The organism is Vibrio syngnathi, assembly GCF_002119525.1.
GTDB lineage: Bacteria > Pseudomonadota > Gammaproteobacteria > Enterobacterales > Vibrionaceae > Vibrio > Vibrio syngnathi.
The window spans coordinates 950,257-972,242 of record NZ_CP017917.1; the positions used below are offsets into that span (position 1 = coordinate 950,257).

At 46.7% G+C, this 21,986-nt stretch carries 4 protein-coding genes and 1 pseudogene; 2 read left to right on the forward strand and 3 right to left on the reverse strand.

The window, feature by feature from the left end; genetic code table 11:
- Window positions 1–217 precede the first annotated feature (217 nt).
- From K08M4_RS19145 to K08M4_RS22560, 3 genes and pseudogenes are all read right to left on the reverse strand, one after another.
- Complete coding sequence (locus tag K08M4_RS19145; RefSeq protein ID WP_086051041.1) at window positions 218–565, reverse strand: hypothetical protein; 348 nt, start codon at window positions 563–565, stop codon at window positions 218–220.
- A gap of 241 nt (window positions 566–806) precedes the next feature.
- Window positions 807–18,878, reverse strand: a complete 18,072-nt coding sequence (locus tag K08M4_RS19150; protein WP_494338371.1) for a tandem-95 repeat protein — start codon at window positions 18,876–18,878, stop codon at window positions 807–809.
- A 9-nt stretch (window positions 18,879–18,887) separates the two neighbouring features.
- Window positions 18,888–20,084: pseudogene (locus tag K08M4_RS22560) on the reverse strand (cadherin-like domain-containing protein); the annotation flags it as partial.
- Between the two features lie 186 nt (window positions 20,085–20,270).
- Between K08M4_RS22560 and K08M4_RS19155 the strand changes: the two are divergent.
- Window positions 20,271–20,633: a hypothetical protein gene (locus K08M4_RS19155; protein WP_086051043.1), complete on the forward strand. Its 363-nt coding sequence runs from the start codon at window positions 20,271–20,273 to the stop codon at window positions 20,631–20,633.
- 2 nt (window positions 20,634–20,635) lie between these two features.
- Complete coding sequence (locus K08M4_RS19160; RefSeq protein ID WP_086051044.1) at window positions 20,636–21,985, forward strand: HlyD family type I secretion periplasmic adaptor subunit; 1,350 nt, start codon at window positions 20,636–20,638, stop codon at window positions 21,983–21,985.
- Window position 21,986: the final 1 nt, after the last annotated feature.

A 21,986-nucleotide genomic window follows, 5' to 3' on the forward strand; every position in this document is an offset into this window, starting at 1 on the left:
AACCAAGCAACCAAGCAACCAAGCAACCAAGCAACCAAGCAAAAAGCTTAGCAGCCAGAACACTAGTTAGCTAGGTCAGACATTTAAAGAACGATCCCAGGGTGAGCCTCAAAAGCTTGCCCTTTTGTTTATCTGCTGTCTTGGCAAAACTCGAGCCATCAAAAACTCTCAAAACAAGCCATCATGGCAAACAGGCCAAAGCCTTCGTTTACTCACCTTACGAACTGGTTCGCTCACTACGCAGAATCAGGTAATTCACATAGGTAGTTTCAAGGCAGTCTTGTTCCCACACCGACAAGATTCGCCTCGCTGCGAAATAATAATCTTTGTTCCGCAATAACATTCCAACCGTGCCGCTGAGTTTCTCAAATCGAACGTGATCGCTTACTGAAATATACTCATCTTCATTTTCAATAATCGGCGCTAAACCATCGGCAAACCAATTATTCAATATTTCTCGCATCTCTAATTCAGACTCAGGCACATCCACACTCGACAACTCACGATGTTGAGGCGGTGGCACGATGTACTTCGACGCTTGCGGTGAACTGACATATCGATACATGTCGTCCCTCCTTTTAATTGACGCTTCTAATAATTAAGGACATTTTTACTTGTTCTCAAATTTATTTAGCGAACAAACAATATGATTTAGAACAACAAACCATATTATTTAAAACAACAAACAATAAAAAAGCCATGCATCAATGACACTACATGGCTTTGATGAGGGCAGCTTTACACTGCCCTATCTACTTGTTGGTTTAGACTAAATGTCGGTTCAGACTAAAACCAAGCCCTCTCGATTAAATCGAGCTTTGATCGAAGTCGTTGCCTTGATCAGTGCCAGTTTGAGAATCTGAATCGAAGCTTCCAGAGTCGTCCGTGAAGTCAACACCTTGATCTTGACCACCTGAACTTGTCCAGTCGCTGCCACCAGATTCCATACCCGCCATGTCCGGTTGCTGCTCTTGCGTAGAACCTTGCATGGTGTATTGATCATCGACCTCAACTTCAACAGAACCGCTCGCACCATCTATTGAACTACCCAAATCATCGTAACCTTGGAATTGAACCTCGCTAGTACCTTCGTACCCTTCTGGAAGTTCAACGGATACAGGCTGATCTAGGTTGCCACTGATTGTGAAGCTACCATCACCGTTATCCAGTGCGTTGCTCACAGTAGCGCCTTCAGGTAAGCCAGACATTTCCGCATAATCAACTGATTCGTTACCACTCACCTCATCTGGAATCGAGATAGAGATAGTATCGCCAGGTGCCGCAGTTACATCAGCAGCGCTGTCTTCCGTTTCAGCGTCAGTATCTTGAGCTTGGTCATCAGCTTGTTGAGCCACTTCCACTGGCTGCTCTTCTGTTGCTTGAGCAGCTTGAACTTGTGGTTCATCACTTTGTACTGAATCATCGGCTACTTGGATGCTTAAGCTGTGGCTTGATACTTCACCGCCGTCGTTGACTTCAACATTCATCGCTAAGTCGCCGTCGAAGTCTTCGTTAGGCCAGTAAGTCCACTCACCTTCACCAGATTCCGCAAAGAAGCCAGCATCATTCGCGTCTGCAACATCAACAACTTGTGCTGAGTCACTCACGCCTAACTCATCCACTAGCTGTGACTCTGTGATAGTTAATGAGCCATCGTCAGCTAAGACATAACCTTCGATCCCCATAGCTTCATCACTAACTTGGATATCCACATTGAAGAAGCTTTCAATGCGATTTTCGCCATCGGTCGCTATAAATCCAACTTGAACATCTCCGGTGTACTCTTCAGCAGGTGTGAATTGATAGTTACCTAGGTTATCGCTCTCTATCACGCCCTGACCTTCCATCAAGCTTACTGACTCAATGCTCATGCTGTCGCCTTCTGCATCGCTCAGGTTCGCTAACATGTCTTGATCCGTGAACGACAAGGTTGCATCTGCTGCGATTTCAGTGGTTGTGATGCTGTTAACTTCTGGTGCTGCATTCTCTTGTGAGTCTCCTTCTTTCACGACCACACCTGTTTGCTCATCATGAAGCACGCCATCTTTATCAACTACGTACGCAATATCTGCTTCGCCCGTGAAGCCTGGTGCTGGCGTGAACGTCCAAGTGCCATCGCCATTATCGACAATCTCACCTTGGCTGCGGTCTGCTAGATGAACCAGTTTCACTTCATCGTCGCTGTCAGCATCCACATTCTCAGCCAAACCGATTAGGTCGTCCGCGGTTAGGATGATGGAATCACCCGCTACCGTTTCGAAATCACCTGAATCGATGCCATCTTCGAACGCTTCCGGCTCATCTCCGTAATCGACTGTTGTTGCACTTACGGTTACAAAGAACTCACCATGGAAGTCTTCAGGAGGCGTCATTTGAATGTTTGAGATATCCCAGTCAAACAGGTCGATATATTGACCCGGCTCGGTGATCATCACGGTGTTCACACCATCCGTCACCTCGAACCCAACAGGGAAACCTGTCATCACCAAGTTACTTAGTGTTTCTGAATCATCGACTAGGCCAACGTTCAATCCTAAGTGACCCGTTTCATCTTCACCGAAGACTAACGGACCATCATGGTCAGTTGAAATAACCGCACCATCTGCGACTGGACGGACAAACACAGGAACATCAAGAACCGTTTCAAACTCACCGTCACTCACGACCACTTGTAGGTCAGAAACGCCTGCAAAGTCGCCCGTTGGTGTGAATGTCCAAGTACCATCACCGTTGTCTGTTACTTCACCACCATCTTCACCTTCTGCGGTAATAATGCGTGAAACAACAAGGTCAGCGGTATCAATGTCACCGAACAAGTTCATCAAGTCGCCAGCATCGAAGGTGAACGCGCCATCTTCGTTTGTGGTCATCATTGCGTTGCCGACATTAAACGGTGCGTCATTAACAGGAATGACATCCACATTCAGCGAGCCATCAACCACTTCTTCGCCGTCAGTCGCTTGATAACCCAGTTCTACTAAGCCATTGAAGTCTTGCGTAGTCACTAAGTGATACATACCGTCTGGTTGTTGAGTTAAGGTCGCATTCGCTGGAGCTCGAACTGTGATGCTTTCAATGCTAATTTCGTCGCCATCAAGGTCTGTGACTTGACTCGCGATGTAAGCTGGGTCAATCACCATGACCACATCTTCTTCGCCTTGCATCTCAATCATTGGTGCTTCAGGTGCATCATTCACTGGCGTAACATCGATGTTGCCGTCGACTGAAATCGTCTCTTGACCATCGCTAACGTTAAACGTCATTGGCACATCGCCATTGAAGTTTTCGTTTGGCGTAAATGACCAAGTACCATCTTCGTTATCTAGCAACTCACCTAAGCTAGGGTCGATTTGTAGACCAGAAGCTGACAGCTCGTCTGCGGTGTTATCGATGTCGGTAGCTTGAGCTAACAACATGTCTTGTGTGATAAGAATGGTGCTGTCTTCGGCTGTGGTTAATTCCACTTCCTCAGATTCTGGTCCATCGTTCACAGCCAGAACTTCGATACCTGCCGTCGTCGTTGCAGTTGCACCGTCATCATCGGTCACAACCACATCTAGGCTGATATCACCATTAAAGTTCTCGTTTGGCGTGAAAGTCATAGATCCATTGTCGTTTTGAACCAAGGTGCCGTTGGAGCCTGAGTAAGTCACGCTTTCAAGCGACACTTCACCATCAACGTCCGAGCTATTAGCAATTAATTGCTCTGGGCTGATTGTGATGGTGCCATCTTCGTTCATTTGGTAAGACGTCGAGCCCGCAACCAGCGCATCATTAACATCCGTTACCGTCACATCAATATTAGCATCGACTGTCTCAGTGCCATCAGTCACAGTGAAGCCAAGGTTTACATCGCCATTGAAGTTCTCGTTCGGAGCAAAGCTATAAGTGCCATCACCATTGTCGGTAAACACACCCTCTGCACCCGTGTAAGACACATCCGTGATAGACAGGTCATCACCATCAATATCCGCCGCGCCTGCTAATAGGTCAGCGTCAGTGAAGGTTAACGTACCATCTTCCTCAACGGTAAAGCTTTGGTCAGCAGCCGTTGGTAGGTCATTGACTGGGTTAACCGTTAGGTCGACGCCTGCTTGAACAGTTTCAAGGCCATCTGACACATCGAAGCTCAAATCAATGTCACCGTTGAAATCAGCATCCGGCATGATAGTAAATGAACCATCTTCATTTGCTGTTACGGTTGCATTGTCACCCGCGGATAGGTTGCTTGCGGTCAGTGCATCACCATCAACATCGGAAGCGTTCGCCAACAACTGCTCTTGAGATAGCGTAATTGAACCATCTTCATCAACCGAGTAAGCCACGTTTCCGGCCACTGGTGCGTCGTTAACTGCAATAACTTCAATACCAGCGGTGGTTTGAGCGGTAGCACCGTCGTCATCAATAACCGTCACATCAAGGTTGATGTCGCCGTTAAAGTTTTCGTTTGGTGCGAAGCTGTAAGTACCATCTCCATTGTTTGTGAAGATGCCTTCTGTTCCAGAGTAAGAAACGTCGCTTACCGATACATCGCCTTCAAGATCCGAACTATTCGCTAGAAGTTGTGCATCGGATAACGTAATTACGTCATCTTCATCAACACTGTAAGCCGTTGAACCGGCTACCGGTAGGTCATTGACTGCTATTACATCAATACCAGCAGTGGTTTCAGCCGTTGCGCCGTCTTCATCCATAACGGATACATCAAGACTGATATCGCCGTTAAAGTTTTCATTTGGAGCAAAGGTATATGTGCCATCGCCATTATCCGTGAACACACCATCCGTGCCGCTGTAAGTCACATCGCTAACAAAGACTTCGCCTTCAACGTCTGAACTATTAGCCAATAGCTGCGCATCACTCAGGGTAATACTGCCATCTTCAGCAACAGTGTAAGAAGTGGTTCCCGCTACCGGAACGTCATTGATTGGTACGACTTGGACATCGATATTGGCCGACACCACATCGGTGCCATCGCTGACATCGTAAGTTAGGTCAACATTACCATTAAAGTTCTCGTTTGGAGCAAAGGTGTAAGTACCATCGCCGTTATCCGTGAACACGCCGTCGGTACCTTCGTAATTAACCGATTCGACAGAAAGGTCATCACCATCAATATCCGTTGCACCAGCCAATAGCTGTTCATCGGTAAAGGTCAACGAACCATCTTCATTTACGGTGTAGTTATGGTCGTAGATAACTGAAAGATCATTAACTGCCGTAACAGTAACGTCGAGCTCAGCGGGTGTTACTCCACCGTTGCCATCGTCCACGCTGTAGCTAATCGAGAATTCACCGTTAAAGTTCTCTTCCGGTGTGATGGTATACGTGCCGTCACCATTGTCCGTAATAAGAGCGTTCTCAATTGAGACATCTCCAACACTTGGTTCGTTACCGCCCGTTTCACCTGATGATTCACCTGTCTGATCCGTTGAATCGCCAGTTTCATCCGTGGTGTCATCATCTTCACCGCCCGTAAGCAATTCAGAGATATCAATACCATTTTCATTCGCAAGCGCTTCTTCTGCCGTTGGCAAATCAAACGCATCCTGAGTGCCTACATCTTGGCTTGGAACAATAACGCCGTTAACGATATCGAATACATGCCAGTGGTCACCTGATGGGTTTTCAGATAAATCAGGGCTAAAGGTTTCAACCAATGTATCACCCACAAACACCTGAACTTGCACATCTTCAACGCCATCTACATCCCAACTTCTGCTGGTGTAATTGTGCACTGAGTAGTGCATGTCAGCATCTTGATAATTTGGAATAGTGATGGTTTCAGGGCCACCACCATTTGTGTCATCAACGTCTTGCTGAACAACATTGCCTCCGCCTAGGTCATGATTCATATCGCGGTAGTAGATATGATCCAACTCACTGCCAGACTCTGTATCGTAGAGCCATAGATGGTTATCCATGTCACGAGGGCTTTCACCCCATGTAACCACGATGCGCATATCTGTTTCTTCTAACACTTCAGATATGGCGGTGACACCACTATTGGTTTCTTCACCGGCAGCAACAATAAAGCTGTTGGTGATAGAGCCGTCTTGCTCAATAGTTACGGTACCTTGGTCTACAACAGGGCCGCTTACAGAGTAATTACCAGATTGATCAGTCTCGGTTTCGTAAGAATGGCCAACATTATCTGTCAACGTAACATCCGCACCCGCAACTGGACTCCCCGTTTCAGCATCCAGCACTGTACCAGTTACCGTCGTTTCATCACCCTGCTCTCCGATAATTGCGGTCATGTCATCGTCTTCGATGTCAGTCGCGAATTGTAGGAGTTCTTCTTGAGTGATGGTGTACGAGCCGTCCTCTTCAATGGTTATCGCCACATCAGCAGAAACAATTGGCGCGTCGTTAACTGGGTCAACGGTCAAGCCTAAGTTAGCAGCAATTGGTGTGTCGCCATCGCTGATGCTGTAAGCCACATCGATGTAGCCATTGAAGTTCTCGCTTGGAGTGATTGAGAACGTACCGTCGCCATTATCGACAATCGTTGCATCGTCACCCACTAAGGTTAAGTCGGAAGCGACAAGGTCATCACCCTCAATATCAGCGGCATTCGCAAGTAGTTGCTCCTGCGTGATCGTGATGATGTTGTCTTCATCAACGTTCGCATAAACATCGTCGCTGGTTGGTAGGTCATTGATTGGGTTAACCGTTAGATCGGCGTTCGCCACAATCGATTCTGTACCATCAGAGATGTCAAAGCTTAGGTCGATGTTACCGTTGAAGTCAGCGTCTGGCGTTACCGTAAAGGTGCCATCACCATTATCAACAACGGTCGCGTTATCACCCGCACTTAGGTTGCTTGCCGTTAGGTCATCGCCATCCACATCAGATGCTTGAGATAGCAACTGCTCTTGAGTCAGAGTAATAGAACCATCTTCATCAATGCTGTATGCCAAGTCACCCGATACTGGTGGATCGTTAATTGGAAGAACATCAATGCTTGCCGTCGTGGCCGTCGTTGCACCATCTTCATCGGTCACCACTACATCGAGGCTAACATCTCCGTCGAAGTTAGCGTTCGGTGCGAAGCTAAATGTGCCATCGCCATTATCGGTAAAGATACCGTCAGCGCCGGTGTAGCTAACGCTATCAATCGCCACCTCACCTTCGATGTCTGAAGCGTTCGCCAACAGTTGCTCTGCACTGATGGTGATAACTTCATCTTCGTTCACCGAGTAGCTGGTTGAACCCGCAATTGGAGGATCGTTCACCTCAAGTACACTAATGCCAGCTGTGGTCGCTTCAGTTGCACCGTCTTCATCGCTCACAACAACATCTAGGCTAACTTCGCCATTGAAGTTTTCGTTTGGATAGAAGGTGTATGTGCCGTTACCGTTGTCTTCGAATACACCATCGGCACCGCTGTAAGCCACACTATCAATCGCAACTTCCCCTTCAATATCTGAAGAGTTTGCGAGCAACTGTTCGTTACTGATCGTGATGGAGTTATCTTCATGCACCGTGTAAGACGTGCTACCTGCAACCGGTGGATCGTTCTCTGGCGTCACGCTGACATCAATGTTGGCTTGAACCGTATCTGTGCCATCTGACACATCAAAGCTGAAGTTCACATTACCATTGAAGTTCTCGTTTGGCGCAAAGCTGTAGCTTCCGTCACCATTATCAGTAAGAACACCGTCGGCACCTGTGTAAGTAACGCCTTCAACCGATAGGTCATCCCCATCAATGTCAGTCGCACCTGTTAGTAGGTCTTCATCAGTGAAGTTCAAGACGCCGTCTTCGCCAATGCTGAACGTTTGATCTTGTGGTTGTGGAAGGTCATTAACTGGATTAACAGTTAGGTCAGCTGTCGCAACGAGCGTATCTGCACCGTCATTAATGTCGAACGTTAGGTCAATGTCACCATTGAAGTCCGCATCTGGCGTAATGGTAAAGCTGCCGTCATCGTTTGCAGTGACAGTCGCATCTCCATCAACAATCAAGTTAGAAGCAGTAAGGTCGTCTCCTTCAACATCACTTGCTTGAGCAAGTAATTGCTCTTGGCTGATGGTAATCGAACCATCTTCGTCCACGCTGTAAGCCAAATCACCCGATACTGGTGGATCGTTAATTGGAAGAACATCAATGCTTGCCGTCGTGGCCGTCGTGGCACCATCTTCATCGGTCACCACTACATCGAGGCTAACATCTCCGTCGAAGTTTGCGTTCGGCGCGAAGCTGAATGTGCCATCGCCATTGTCACTAAAGATACCGTCAGCGCCCGTGTAGTTCACGCTATCAATCGCCACTTCACCTTCGATATCAGAAGCGTTCGCCAACAGTTGCTCTGAACTGATGGTGATAACTTCGTCTTCGTTGACTGAGTAACTGGTTGAACCCGCGATTGGTGGATCGTTCACCTCAAGAACCGTTATTCCTGCGGTGGTTGCTTCGGTTGCACCGTCTTCATCGCTCACAACAACATCAAGGCTAACTTCGCCATTGAAGTTCTCGTTTGGCGAGAAGGTATAAGTACCGTTACCGTTGTCTTCGAATACACCATCGGCACCGCTGTAAGCCACACTATCAATCGCAACCTCACCTTCAATATCTGAAGAGTTCGCTAGCAATTGTTCGTTACTGATCGTGATGGAGTTATCTTCATGAACCGTGTAAGACGTGCTGCCCGCCACTGGTGGATCATTCTCTGGCGTTACGCTGACATCAATGTTGGCTTGAACCGTATCCGTGCCATCTGACACATCAAAGCTGAAGTTCACATTACCATTGAAGTTCTCGTTTGGCGCAAAGCTGTAGCTTCCGTCACCATTATCAGTAAGAACACCGTCGGCACCTGTGTAAGTAACGCCTTCAACCGAGAGGTCATCCCCATCAATGTCAGTCGCACCTGTTAGTAGGTCTTCATCAGTGAAGTTCAAGACGCCGTCTTCGCCAATGCTGAACGTTTGATCTTGTGGTTGTGGAAGGTCATTAACTGGATTAACAGTTAGGTCAGCCGTAGCAACAAGCGTATCTGTACCGTCGCTAATGTCGAACGTTAGGTCAATGTCGCCATTGAAGTTCGCATCTGGCGTAATGGTAAAGCTGCCGTCATCGTTTGCAGTGACAGTCGCATCACCACCAACGGTCAGGTTAGCTGCTGTTAAGTCATCTCCATCAACATCGCTCGCTTGAGCAAGTAATTGCTCTTGGCTCAAGGTAATAGAACCATCTTCGTCAATGCTGTATGCCAAATCACCCGATACCGGAGCATCGTTAACAGGCAGAACATCAATGCTTGCGTTGGTCGCTACGGTTGCGCCATCTTCATCAGTCACGACAACATCGAGGCTTACATCGCCGTCGAAGTTAGCGTTCGGTGCGAAGCTAAATGTGCCATCGCCATTATCGGTAAAGATACCGTCAGCGCCGGTGTAGCTAACGCTATCAATCGCCACTTCACCTTCGATATCTGAAGCGTTCGCCAACAGTTGCTCTGCACTGATGGTGATGACTTCGTCTTCGTTGACTGAGTAACTGGTTGAACCTGCGATTGGCGGATCGTTCACCTCAAGTACAGTAATTCCAGCTGTCGTTGCTTCAGTTGCACCGTCTTCATCGGTCACAACAACATCTAGACTCACTTCGCCATTGAAATTTTCGTTTGGCGAGAAGGTATACGTGCCGTTACCGTTGTCTTCGAATACACCATCGGCACCGCTGTAAGCCACACTATCAATCGCAACCTCACCTTCAATATCTGAAGAGTTCGCTAGCAATTGTTCGTTACTGATCGTGATGGAGTTATCTTCATGAACCGTGTAAGACGTGCTGCCCGCCACTGGTGGATCATTCTCTGGCGTTACGCTGACATCAATGTTGGCTTGAACCGTATCCGTGCCATCTGACACATCAAAGCTAAAGTTCACATCTCCGTTGAAGTTTTCGTTTGGCGCAAAGCTGTAGCTTCCGTCACCATTATCAGTAAGAACACCGTCGGCACCTGTGTAAGTAACGCCTTCAACCGATAGGTCATCCCCTTCAATGTCCGTAGCACCCGTTAATAGATATTGGTTTGTGAAGGTTAATACACCATCTTCATTGACTGTGAACGCTTGGTCTTGTGCTTCTGGACCGTCATTCACTGGTGAAACGGTTAGCTCAAGGTTGGTAGAGACAACATCATCACCATCAGAAACATCAAACGTAAAGCTAACATCACCGTTGAAATCAGCTTCTGGGGTTAATGTGTACGTACCATCACCGTTATCGGTAATCGTAACGCTCTCATCATCGGTTGCTAAATTCAGAGCGGTCAGCTGGTCGCCATCTAAATCGCGAGCATTAGCTAACAAGTCTTCTTGCGTAATGGTGATAGAACCATCTTCTTCTACTGTTGCTGCAACAGGCTGTGCTTCAGGTGCATGCTCGATGTGTGCGCCTGTCGCGTTAATGTGGATGGTTTGAGAGACCGTTTCAGAATCATCATTCGATAGCTCTGTTGCGGTTGCGGTTACATGAACTTCAAGCTGCTGGTTGAAGTCTTCTGGTAACTGGATTTGTAGCGCATTTTCGATTGCCGTTGTTGGTAAGTTCACCGTACCATCAGGGCCAACCGTCACTTCACCGCTGTAGATTTGGCTGTTCACTTCACCGACATCGATTGTGAAGTTGAAGTCCGTGTAGTCAGCGTCACCACCGCCATACAAATCTTCAAAGCCGTAAACCAGCTCGCCGTCTTCATTAACCGTCGTACGAGTATGTTCGATCCCATCTTGGTTTAGCTGAGAGCTTGAACCACCATGGAAGATCGCGTCACCATTCTGCCCTTGCACCACGGTTTCGGTTCCATCTGCAGCAACGAAGACAAGTTGAGGATCAACCGTGTCCATGTTCGCTGGTGAACCATCCTCAGCACGGAACTCATACTGACCGTCTTGCATCGCATCAAAGTCGTTGTGTTGATGTCCGTTTGGAATCAAGAACAGGTTGAAACTTTCACCTTCTTCAACTTGGAAGCTAAACTGATCTTGCCCAGGAACAAGGTCACCGCCGCCATCAACTTGTGATGCGTTTTCATAAACGACTTCAACACCCGTGATGTTACCGTCTTCGTCAACTTTGTAGTAACCCGCGGTGTTTTGGTAACCTGCAGTTTCACCTTCAAACGTTACCGTGATTTCAGTATCGTTGTAACTGGTGATACCGTTATCTTGGTCATTCAGAACGCCTTCGTTATCGTATTGGATAACAGAACCTTCCGGCACACCATCAACCGTTACAGTCAGTGTTTCTGATAGATCTTGGTCGACAAGCGCCGCTGCAATGTTCAGTTCAACAATGCCGCCAGGCTCAACCAAAATAGCTTCATCATCAACGTTAACGCCGTCGCCATCGGTAATCACAAGATCTGGCGCATCCGCGACCGCTTCAATATGAACGTTTAGGTCTTGATCTACCTCGTCAGTTCCGTCGGTAACCGTAAAGCTGAACTGTAGATCACCACTAAAGTGCTCTTCAGGAACAAAGCTGAACGTGCCATCGCCGTTATCGGTGACTGTGCCTTCATCGCCAGAATAATTGATACTGGTAACGCTTAAGTCATCACCATCAATATCAATCGCACCACTCAACAGATCTTCTTGAGTGAACAGGATGCTGCCATCCTCTTCAATGTGATACATGCCTGGAGCAACAATTGGAATGTCATTCACCGGATTAACGGTCAACGTCATGTCATTAGATGTGCTTAGCTCTCCGTCACTTACCTCATAAGTAAATGCAATATCACCGTTGAAGTTTTCAGAAGGTGTTACTGTGTAAGTACCGTCACCATTGTCTACAATGCTGGCATTTGGATCGTTGGTTTCGAGCGAAGTAGCAAACAACTCATCACCATCTTGATCGCTTGCGTTCTCCAACAACATCTCTTGTGTAACGAGGATTGAACCGTCTTCGTCGACATCCGCAACCATTGGCGTTGCTTCTGGCGAATCATTGACGAACTCAACTTTTAGGCCGATGTTTGCCGCCACCACATCGGTGCCGTCACTCACATCAAACGTTAAATCAACATTGCCGAAGAAGCCCTGCTCTGGCGTTAATGTGTATGTACCATCACCGTTGTCCGTGACTTCTACCGTATCGCTAGCACTTGTCACGTTCAGTACAGAAAGCTCATCGCCTTCAACGTCTGTCGCTTGTGCTAATAGCTCAGCTTCGGTAATGGTGATTGCTTGACCATCTTCCGTTGTGAAAGACATGTCCGGTACGTCTGGAGCATCGTTGATTGGATTTACGGTCAGGTTAAGATCGGCTGCCACTGTCTCAATTGCGTCAGTGACATCGTAGGTAAACTCAATCTCACCAAAGAAGTCTGCACTTGGTGTGATTGTGAAGCTACCGTCTGAGTTTTCTACAATAACCGCATTTGGATCGTTGGTCGCAAAGTTAACCGCTTCAAGGTTGTCACCATCGACATCGGTTGCATTCGCCAACAAGTCCTCTTGCGTAATGGTAATTGAACCATCTTCATCAACCGCCGCTTCAATTGGGCCGCTAACTTCAGGGCCTTCGTTGACAATTTCAACGTCGACTGTTGCAATGCTTGGCGCGCTTGCTTGACCATCACTGATATCGAAGGTCAGATTCACTTCACCAGAGAAGTTCTCTGCAGGCTCAAAGGTGAACGTATTATCGCCATTATCTGTTAACGTACCTTGCGTTTGGTCTGCAAGTAATAGGTTTTCAACATGAAGAATGTCACCATCAACATCGGTCGCACCAGACAATAGGTCTTTCGCTTCGATGATCATGGAGCCGTTTTCAAGCATTTGGGTGTGTAACGGCTCACCTGGAACAGGAATATCGTTGACTGGTATAACTGTTAGATCTAGGTACGTTGCTACTTCATCGGTGCCATCGAAGACTTTGTAATCGATGTCGATTTCACCATTGAAGTTTTCATTCGGCATGAAGGTAAACGTGCCATCGCCGTTGTCGACCAAGTCACCGTGATCACCACCGTAAGTGATGTCAGAAATAGAGAGCGTATCGCCTTCTACATCTGTGGTGTTCGCTAGCAAGTCATCTGCACTGAACGTGATGCCTTCATCTTCGTCTGTCGATAAAACCATTGGGCCAGAAACGATTGGCGCATCATTCACCGATTCAAAATTGATATTGATGATGTTGCTGTCTGTAAGCTCACCATCGGTAACTTGGTAACCGAGTTCGATTTCACCATGGAAGTTTTCATCCGGTGTTACCGTCCAAGTACCATCACCATTATCAGTCAGTGTTGCATGCTCTGAGTTTTCACCCACCAGCTCTAGATTTTGAATATCAAGGTCGTCGCCATCAATATCAGAGGCTTGTGCCAGTAGCTGTTCTTCTGTAATCACAACAGAAGCAAACTGAGCAGAACCTTCCGTATCGATAGTGATATTTGGAAGATCAGCCGTTAGCTCGATTTCGTTGTCACCCGCATGGATGTTCAACTCAACCGTTTCGGTAATTTCTGAGCCATCTACACCAATCGATGTAAACACGGCTTCATCATGAAAGGTTTGTGACACTGTCATGTTTTGAACGACGTAAGTACCATTTCCTTGTACCGTACCGAGTTCAAAGTAAGACACAGGTTCAGAAACGGTAAGCGTGTAATCAGTCTCGTAACCACCACGATCTTCTTTGTGGTAAGTCATCGAGTCAATTAGGTCGCCATCCTCATTGAATGCTTTGATTTCTACTTCTGTAAAGTGACGTGAATCTTCCATGAACCAACCACCTAAACCATCTAGGTGGAAACTAATTTCGTTGATGTCTTGTCCTTCAACTGAAACAGTCAGTTTTTCATCACCACTCAGCCCTTGGCGATCGGTATCACCAAGGCCGTGACCAATGTGTGTGTTACCATTCCAAGCGCCAAGTGGATCATCGTTACTTTGAACCGTTACCGTTAAGTCGCCATCCGAGAACTCACGCGTGTATGGGTCTACTTCTGTGCCCCAATCGTCTACGCTCGCATTATCGTCGAAGGTACCAATTTGCGTAGTATGTGTGCCTTCAGCAAGAGCCCCCTCACTTGGAACAAAGCGTACTTCTGTATCAGCCGGTACTTCTTGTCCTACTTCCAGCTCAACCCATTCATCATTAACATTCGCTTCAATGATGCCGTTTTCTGGTGCTTGGTCTAGACGCAGTGCGGGCTCTTCACGCAGAGTCACACCAACTGTTTGGTCTTCTTGCGCTTGGATGAAGATTTCATCGCCCGCTTCCGGCGCATCGTTGACAGGGTTAACCGTCAAGTCGAGTGTTGTCAGAACTTCATTGTCACCATCACTGATACTGTATGTGAAGTCCAACTCGCCATTGAAGTTTTCTGTGTGCGTAATAGTGAATGAACCGTCGTCATTCGCAACAATTGTCGCGTCTGGATCGTTGGTTTGTAGGTTAGTTGCCGTTAACTCATCACCTTCAACATCAGTTGCGTTTGCAAGCAACTGCTCTTGAGTAATGGTGATTGAATTATCTTCGTCTACCTCTGCCTGAATGCCGGACGTTTCAGGACCGTCATTCACTGCAATAACATCAATGCCGGCTGTGGTTGTCGCCGTTGCACCATCTTCGTCAACCACAACAACATCAAGTGAGATGTCACCGTCGAAGTTTTCATTTGGTGTGAAGGTGTATGTGCCATTGCCATTATCAACAAAAGAGCCGTCATCACCGGAGTACGATACTCCTGACAGTGATACATCGCCTTCTACATCGGAAGAGTTTGCCAATAGTTGCTCATCACTGATCGTGATTTGGCCATCTTCTTGAACTGTGTAAGATGTCGAGCCCGCTACCGGTGGATCATTCTCAGGCGTTACGCTGACATCAATAACAGCTGATGTTGAATCAGTACCGTCAGAGACATCGAATGAGAATTGAACATCACCATTGAAGTTCTCGTTTGGAGCAAAGCTGTATGTACCGTCGCCATTATCGCTAAGAACACCATCTGCACCTGTGTAGAGCACGTTTTCAATCGACAGTTCATCACCATCAACATCCGACGCGCCTGCAAGCAAGTCAGCATCGGTGAAGAGTAACGTACCGTCTTCTTCAATCGTGAACTGTTGATCTTCCGCTTGTGGCAAGTCATTAACCGGATTCACAGTAACGTCTAGGCCAACTTGAACTGAACCACCATCGTTATCGATGATATCGAAGTTCAGGTCTAGGTCACCGTTGTAGTCGGCGTTAGGTGTGATGGTGTAGCTGCCATCATCATTGTGTTGGATGGTCGCATTTTCATCAGTAGATAGATTGATAGCTTCTAAGTTGTCGCTATCGATATCACCTGCTCGTGCTAGCAATTGCTCTTGGCTTAGCGTGATGGAGCTATCTTCATTGATGGTGTAAGCCAAATCACCCGATACTGGCGCATCATTGATTGGCAATACACTAACGTTAATCTGTGTTTCAACGGTTGCACCATCTTCATCTTGAATGGTCACACCCAGTTGAACCTGACCATTGAAGTTTTCATTGGGTGCAAAGCTGCATGTACCATCACCATTTACAGTGAAGATACCGTCTGAACCATCGTAGTTAATGCCGAGTAACTCTACATCGCCTTCTACATCCGAAGCATTCACAAGAATCTGAGATTCACTGAATGTCAGTACCGAATCTTCGTCAATGGTGTATGACGTTGGGCCCGCAACCGGTGGATCATTCACCTCTAGAACGGTAATGCCCGCAGTGGTTTCATCAATCGAACCGTCTTCATCGGCAACAATCAAATCAAGGCTGATATCGCCACTGAAGTTTTCATTAGGAAGGAAGGTGTAACTGCCGTCACCATTATCTTGGAACACACCATCGGTGCCACTGTAGGTCACGCTATCAACCGATACCGCACCTTCAACGTCAGAAGAGTTTGCTAACAATTGCTCATCAGAAATGGTGATGGCGTTGTCTTCGTTGACCATGTACGAGGTAGAGCCAGCAACTGGTGGATCGTTCTCAGGCGTCACAGTCACATCAATGTTAGCGCTGACCGTTTCTGTACCATCAGACACATCGAAACTGAAGTTCACATCACCATTGAAGTTTTCATTTGGCGCAAAGGTATAAGTACCATCACCGTGGTCGGTCAATACGCCATCGCCACCTGTATAGCTAATACCTTCAACGGTTAAGTCATCGCCATCAATATCGGTGGCACCAGTAAGTAGATCGGCATCTGTAAATTGCAGAGTGCCATCTTCTTCAATGCTGAATTGTTGATCTTGAGGAACCGGCAAGTCATTAACTGGATTAACTGTAAGATCGGCGGTTGCTTGAACTGTGTCAGTACCATCAGTAATGTTGAATTGAATATCAATGTCGCCATTGAAGTTCGCTTCTGGAACGATGGTAAAGCTACCATCATCATTGGCGGTTACTGTTGCGTTGCCATCTACCGTTAAGTCGCTCGCGGTTAGATCTTCGCCTTCAACATCGGACGCTTGCGATAGCAACTGCTCTTGGCTCAATGTAATTGAACCATCTTCGTTAACGTTGTAAGCCAAATCCCCCGATACTGGCGCATCATTGATTGGCAATACGTCAACATTGATGACGGTTTCAACTTCTGCACCGTCTTCATCACGTACGGTCACATCAAGCTGAACTTGGCCATTAAAGTTCTCATTCGGAGCGAAGCTGCAAGTACCATCGCCATTTATCGAGAAGATACCGTCAGGGCCATCGTAGCTAATACCAACAAGCTCAACATCCCCTTCTACATCAGAGGCATTAAGCAACACTTGAGACTCATTAAAGGTTAGTACTGAGTCTTCATCAATGGTGTATGACGTTGGGCCTGCAACTGGCGGATCGTTCACTTCAAGAACGCTAATGCCTGCAGTTGTCGCATCGGTTGCACCTTCTTCATCGGCAACCACTACATCTAGAGTGATTTCACCATTGAAGTTCTCGTTTGGCGAGAAAGTGTAAGTACCGTTACCGTTGATTTCAAGGACACCATCACTACCCGAGTAAGTCACGCTGTCTATCGATACATCACCTTCAATATCTGAAGATGTTGCCAATAGTTGTGCATCAGAAATGGTAATCGAATTGTCTTCATTAACTGTGTAAGACGTAGAGCCAGCAACTGGCGGATCGTTCTCTGGAGTCACGCTAACATCAATGTTTGCAGATACGGTATCGGTACCATCAGACACATCGAAGCTAAAGTTAACCTCACCATTGAAGTTTTCATTTGGCGCAAAACTGTATGAGCCGTCACCATTGTCTGTTAGTACGCCATCAGTCCCTTCATAACTAATGCCTTCAACCGTTAAATCATCACCCTCAATATCGGTTGCGCCTGTAAGCAGGTCTGAATCGGTAAATTGTAGAGTTCCATCTTCTTCAACGCTGAATTGTTGATCTTGTGGAACCGGCAAGTCATTGACTGGATTAACGGTTAAGTCCGCAGATGTTTGAATCGTATTGGTTCCATCTGAGATATCAAAGCTGATATCGATATCGCCATTGAAGTTCTCATCTGGCGTGATAGTGAAACTGCCATCGTCGTTTTGAGTAACGGTTGCATCACCACCAACCGTTAGGCTGCTTGCTGTTAGGTCATCGCCTTCCACGTCAGATGCTTGAGAAAGTAGCTGTTCTTGGCTCAAACGAATCGAACCATCTTCATCGACTGAGTAAGCTAAGTCACCTGATACTGGCGCATCATCGACCGCAGTCACACTCACATCGATGTTAGCAGAGACTGTATCGGTCCCGTCAGATACATCGAAGCCGAAGTTTACATCGCCATTGAAATTCTCGTTTGGCGCAAAGGTGTAAGTACCATTACCGTTGTCGGTAAGAATGCCGTCGCCGCCATCGTAGGTCACACCTTCTACAGAAAGGTTATCGCCTTCAATGTCTGTCGCACCGGTTAGTAGGTCGGCATCAGTAAAGATGAGTGTGCCATCTTCTTCAACGCTGAACTGTTGATCTTGAGGTACTGGCAAGTCATTGACTGGGTTGACCGTAAGGTCTGCAGATGCTTGAACCGTATTGGTACCATCTGAGATATCAAAGCTGATATCGATATCGCCATTGAAGTTCTCATCTGGCGTGATAGTGAAACTGCCATCGTCGTTTTGAGTAACCGTTGCATCACCTCCAACCGTTAGGCCGCTGGCTGTCAGGTCATCGCCTTCTACATCAGATGCTTGAGAAAGCAGTTGCTCTTGGCTTAGGCGAATCGAACCATCTTCATCAATTGAGTACGCTAGGTCGCCTGATACTGGCGCATCATCGACGGCTGTTACGCTTACATCAATGTTTGCAGCAACCGTGTCTGTACCGTCTGATACATCGAAGCTGAAGTTTACGTCACCATTGAAGTTCTCGTTTGGCGCAAAGGTGTACGTGCCATTACCGTTGTCGGTAAGAATACCGTCGCCGCCATCGTAGGTAACACCTTCAACCGTAAGGTAGTCACCTTCAACGTCTGTCGCACCTGTGAGTAGATCAGCGTCAGTGAAGATAAGTGTGCCGTCTTCTTCAACACTGAACTGCTGATCTTGAGGAACTGGCAGGTCATTGATTGGGTTAACGGTTAAATCGGCAGAGGCTTGAACCGTGTTAGTACCATCTGAGATATCGAAGCTGATATCAATATCACCATTGAAGTTCGCATCTGGTGTGATGGTAAAGCTGCCATCGTCGTTTTGAGTAACTGTCGCATCACCACCAACCGTTAAGCTGCTTGCAGTAAGGTCATCACCTTCGACATCAGATGCTTGAGAAAGCAGTTGCTCTTGGCTTATACGAATCGAACCGTCTTCGTCGACTGAGTAAGCAAGGTCGCCAGATACTGGCGCATCATCGACGGCAGTTACGCTTACATCGATGTTTGCCGCTACCGTATCGGTACCGTCTGATACATCGAAGCTGAAGTTTACGTCGCCGTTGAAGTTTTCATTTGGCGCAAAGGTGTATGTGCCGTTACCGTTGTCGGTAAGAATGCCGTCGCCACCATCGTAGGTCACACCTTCAATCGTTAAGTTATCGCCTTCAATGTCAGTTGCGCCTGTTAATAGGTCTGCATCGGTAAAGATGAGTGTGCCATCTTCTTCTATTTCAAACGTTTTATCTTCTGGTACAGGCGCGTCATTAATAGGACGAACCGTTAAATCAATTGCGCTGCTTACGGTTTCTTGGCCGTCGCTAATATCAAAAGTTAGATCAAGTTCGCCGTTAAAATCTGCAGAAGGAACAACCGTGAAAGTGCCATCACCATTATCTTGAACCGTTGCATCTGCGCCAACTTGAACGTTAGAAGCAACCAGTTCATCGCCATCAACATCACTTGCGTATTCGAGTAATTGTTCTTGAGTAAATGTTATGGAGCCATCTTCATCCATGATGTAAGCCAGGTCTTGTTCAGCTTCTGGTGCATCATTTTCACTTTCCACTTTGATTTTGAACGTTTCGCTTACCGTCTCTGAATCAAAGTCGTCTTCTACTTCACTGATGGTCTCTTCATCTGAAGCTTGAACATCAACGGCGAATGTCTCTTCTACCGTCTGTGAATCGAGATCATCACCAGCATCTTGCTCACCTGAGTCAGAAGAATCTGCACTAGGCGCAGCTGACGTTGCTACTGCTTGACCTTGTTCTTCATTACCTTCAGCATCTGCGCCACCATCTGATGATCCAGTATCGCCACCTCCAACAGCTTGAGCACCTGCCCCTGAAGCGCCACCACTGCCAGCAGCATTCTCTGAGCCAGCTTCAGAAGCCGCACCACCGACTACATTGGATTGAGCAGCGTCTGAACCTCCATCACTTTCTGGCGTCTCTTCTTGAACAGCCCCACCAGAAGCAGACGCATCTTCTGCATTACCTGCGCCACTTGGGTTGTCTTCTAGCGCTTGGTTGATTTCGTCTGCCGCATCCGTGTTTTCAGCACCCGTCGCGATTGTCGACGCAATCGTATTCTGTTGGTTTTGTTGATTCTGCTGTTGGGAGGGCGTACCCGCGTCGTTCGTGTCCGTCTGTTCTACTGCGTCATTGAGATCTTCGTTTTGGTTATTTTGGTTATTTTCGCCTGCCATTACAGCCTCCGTTGCTACTAGCTAACTGATCGTATTTAGAGGCATTAAAGGACACCATTTTGAAAAACCAAGTTTTTATACAACTTTTTTCATATTTTTCTTTTTATACATAAAGAATCAAAAAAAATTTGAAAACTACCTTAAAACATCCTTAGTTATTGTGATTAAAGCAATTACGGCGGTGGAATGATGATAGACATGACGAGTTTGCTGCGTTCAATCGACAACAACCACAAAGGGCTTCAATTGCTACTAGGCGATTTTTATAAGGACTTTTCAGACGCAGCGATCAACATAGAGGCGCTTCATAAAAGTGACCGTTTTGACGAACTCAACAGCTACTCTAAAAAACTAAAGACCATCTTAACGTTGTTATGTGACCAAGATCTGCCGCCAAAAATGGCCAAGTTAGAACATTTGAGTAAGCACGAATTCCCTGCACCAGAAGATCTTTTAGAGGATGTAAAAACTGAATTGCACAACGTCAATCGACAAATCAATCACTTGTTGGACATTAAGGAAGTAATAGATGACAAGTCATCGAGGTAGTCATGAGCAATAACCAAATAGAACATCACCTCCGAAAAGCGCTCGTTTCTAATAACGAGGCTTCCAAGGTCACAGCAGATGACACCATCGTGCTCGCAAGTGCGATGACCAGCGTTCACAAGACGTTGCTCATCATCTTCCTACTCGCTTTGGTGGCTATCGCTGTGGCGTCACAAGCGCGCATCGACATTGTTGTTTCTGTACGTGGTGAACTGCTATTGGAATCCGATGTCGAGAAAGTTCAGCACCTAGAAGGCGGTATTTTAGAAGAGCTGTTAGTTAGAAAAGGGGAAGTTGTTTATGAAGGTCAACCTATTGCGCGAATCCGCTCACTCGACCGTAACACCCAACTCGATACAGTGAACACTGAAATCATTCAGCTGGAACTCGATAAAATTCGTTATGAAAGCTTGCGTGACATGGTCGAACCAAACTTTGCTTCTTACATCGAAAAGTACCCAGAACAAGTTCAGGTCAACATGAATACGTGGCAGCAAGAGTTCTCGAAAAACCGCTCCAACGAAGAGCTGATCACTCACGATATTAAACACAAAAACTCTCTGATTGGATCAATGCTAAAGCGTCGTAAAAGCTCTGAGAACCAACTATCGCTAATTCGCAAACAACTCAACATCAAAAACACGCTTTATAAAGAAGAGATGGCGTCCTATGTCGACGTGTTAAATATGCAAGTACAAGAATCCAATATGGTTCGAGAGATTGAGAACCTTGATGAGTCGGTCATGAACGAACGCTTTCAACTCGACAAACTGGAAAAACAACACCGTGACTTGGTTGAGAACCGTAACTCTGAGTACCAAGCACAAATCATTCAGGCCAATAAAGATCTCAAACTAAAACGGATCTTACAACCTCAACATTCAGATAAGGTTGATCGCCTAATCGTCTACTCTCCGGTGGATGGTGTAGTCGACAAATTACACTTCAACTTCCGCTCTGCGGTAATACCTCCAGGAGAGAGCATCGCTGATATTGCACCAATCAATAACTCTCTACACGGTGAAGCCAAGATCCCACGTAAAGACATGGGCTTCGTTGAAATTGGCCAGGCGGTCAAAGTAAAAATGGACACCTATAACTTTGCAAAATACGGGTTTGTTGAGGGAACGATCGCCTCAATCAGCCGTTCATCATATGAAGAAGAAGACGCCGAATTCTATTTAGCAGAGATTGAAATTGACCGAAACTTTCTTGAACGAGGAGGCACTCAATACAAATTATCACCTTATATGGAATTTACCGCCGATGTAAAAACAGGCTCGCGTCGCGTGATCGAATACGCAGCGAAGCCAGTGATGTCAGCCATCGAAGATGCTTTCGATGAGAGGTAAT

What these genes read in the sequence shown, in the direction of transcription:
- K08M4_RS19155 (WP_086051043.1), top strand. Translation starts at nt 20,271, where the DNA reads ATGATGATAGACATGACGAGTTTGCTGCGTTCAATCGACAACAACCAC.
- K08M4_RS19160 (WP_086051044.1), top strand. Translation starts at nt 20,636, where the DNA reads ATGAGCAATAACCAAATAGAACATCACCTCCGAAAAGCGCTCGTTTCT.
- K08M4_RS19145 (WP_086051041.1), bottom strand. Translation starts at nt 565, where the DNA reads ATGTATCGATATGTCAGTTCACCGCAAGCGTCGAAGTACATCGTGCCA.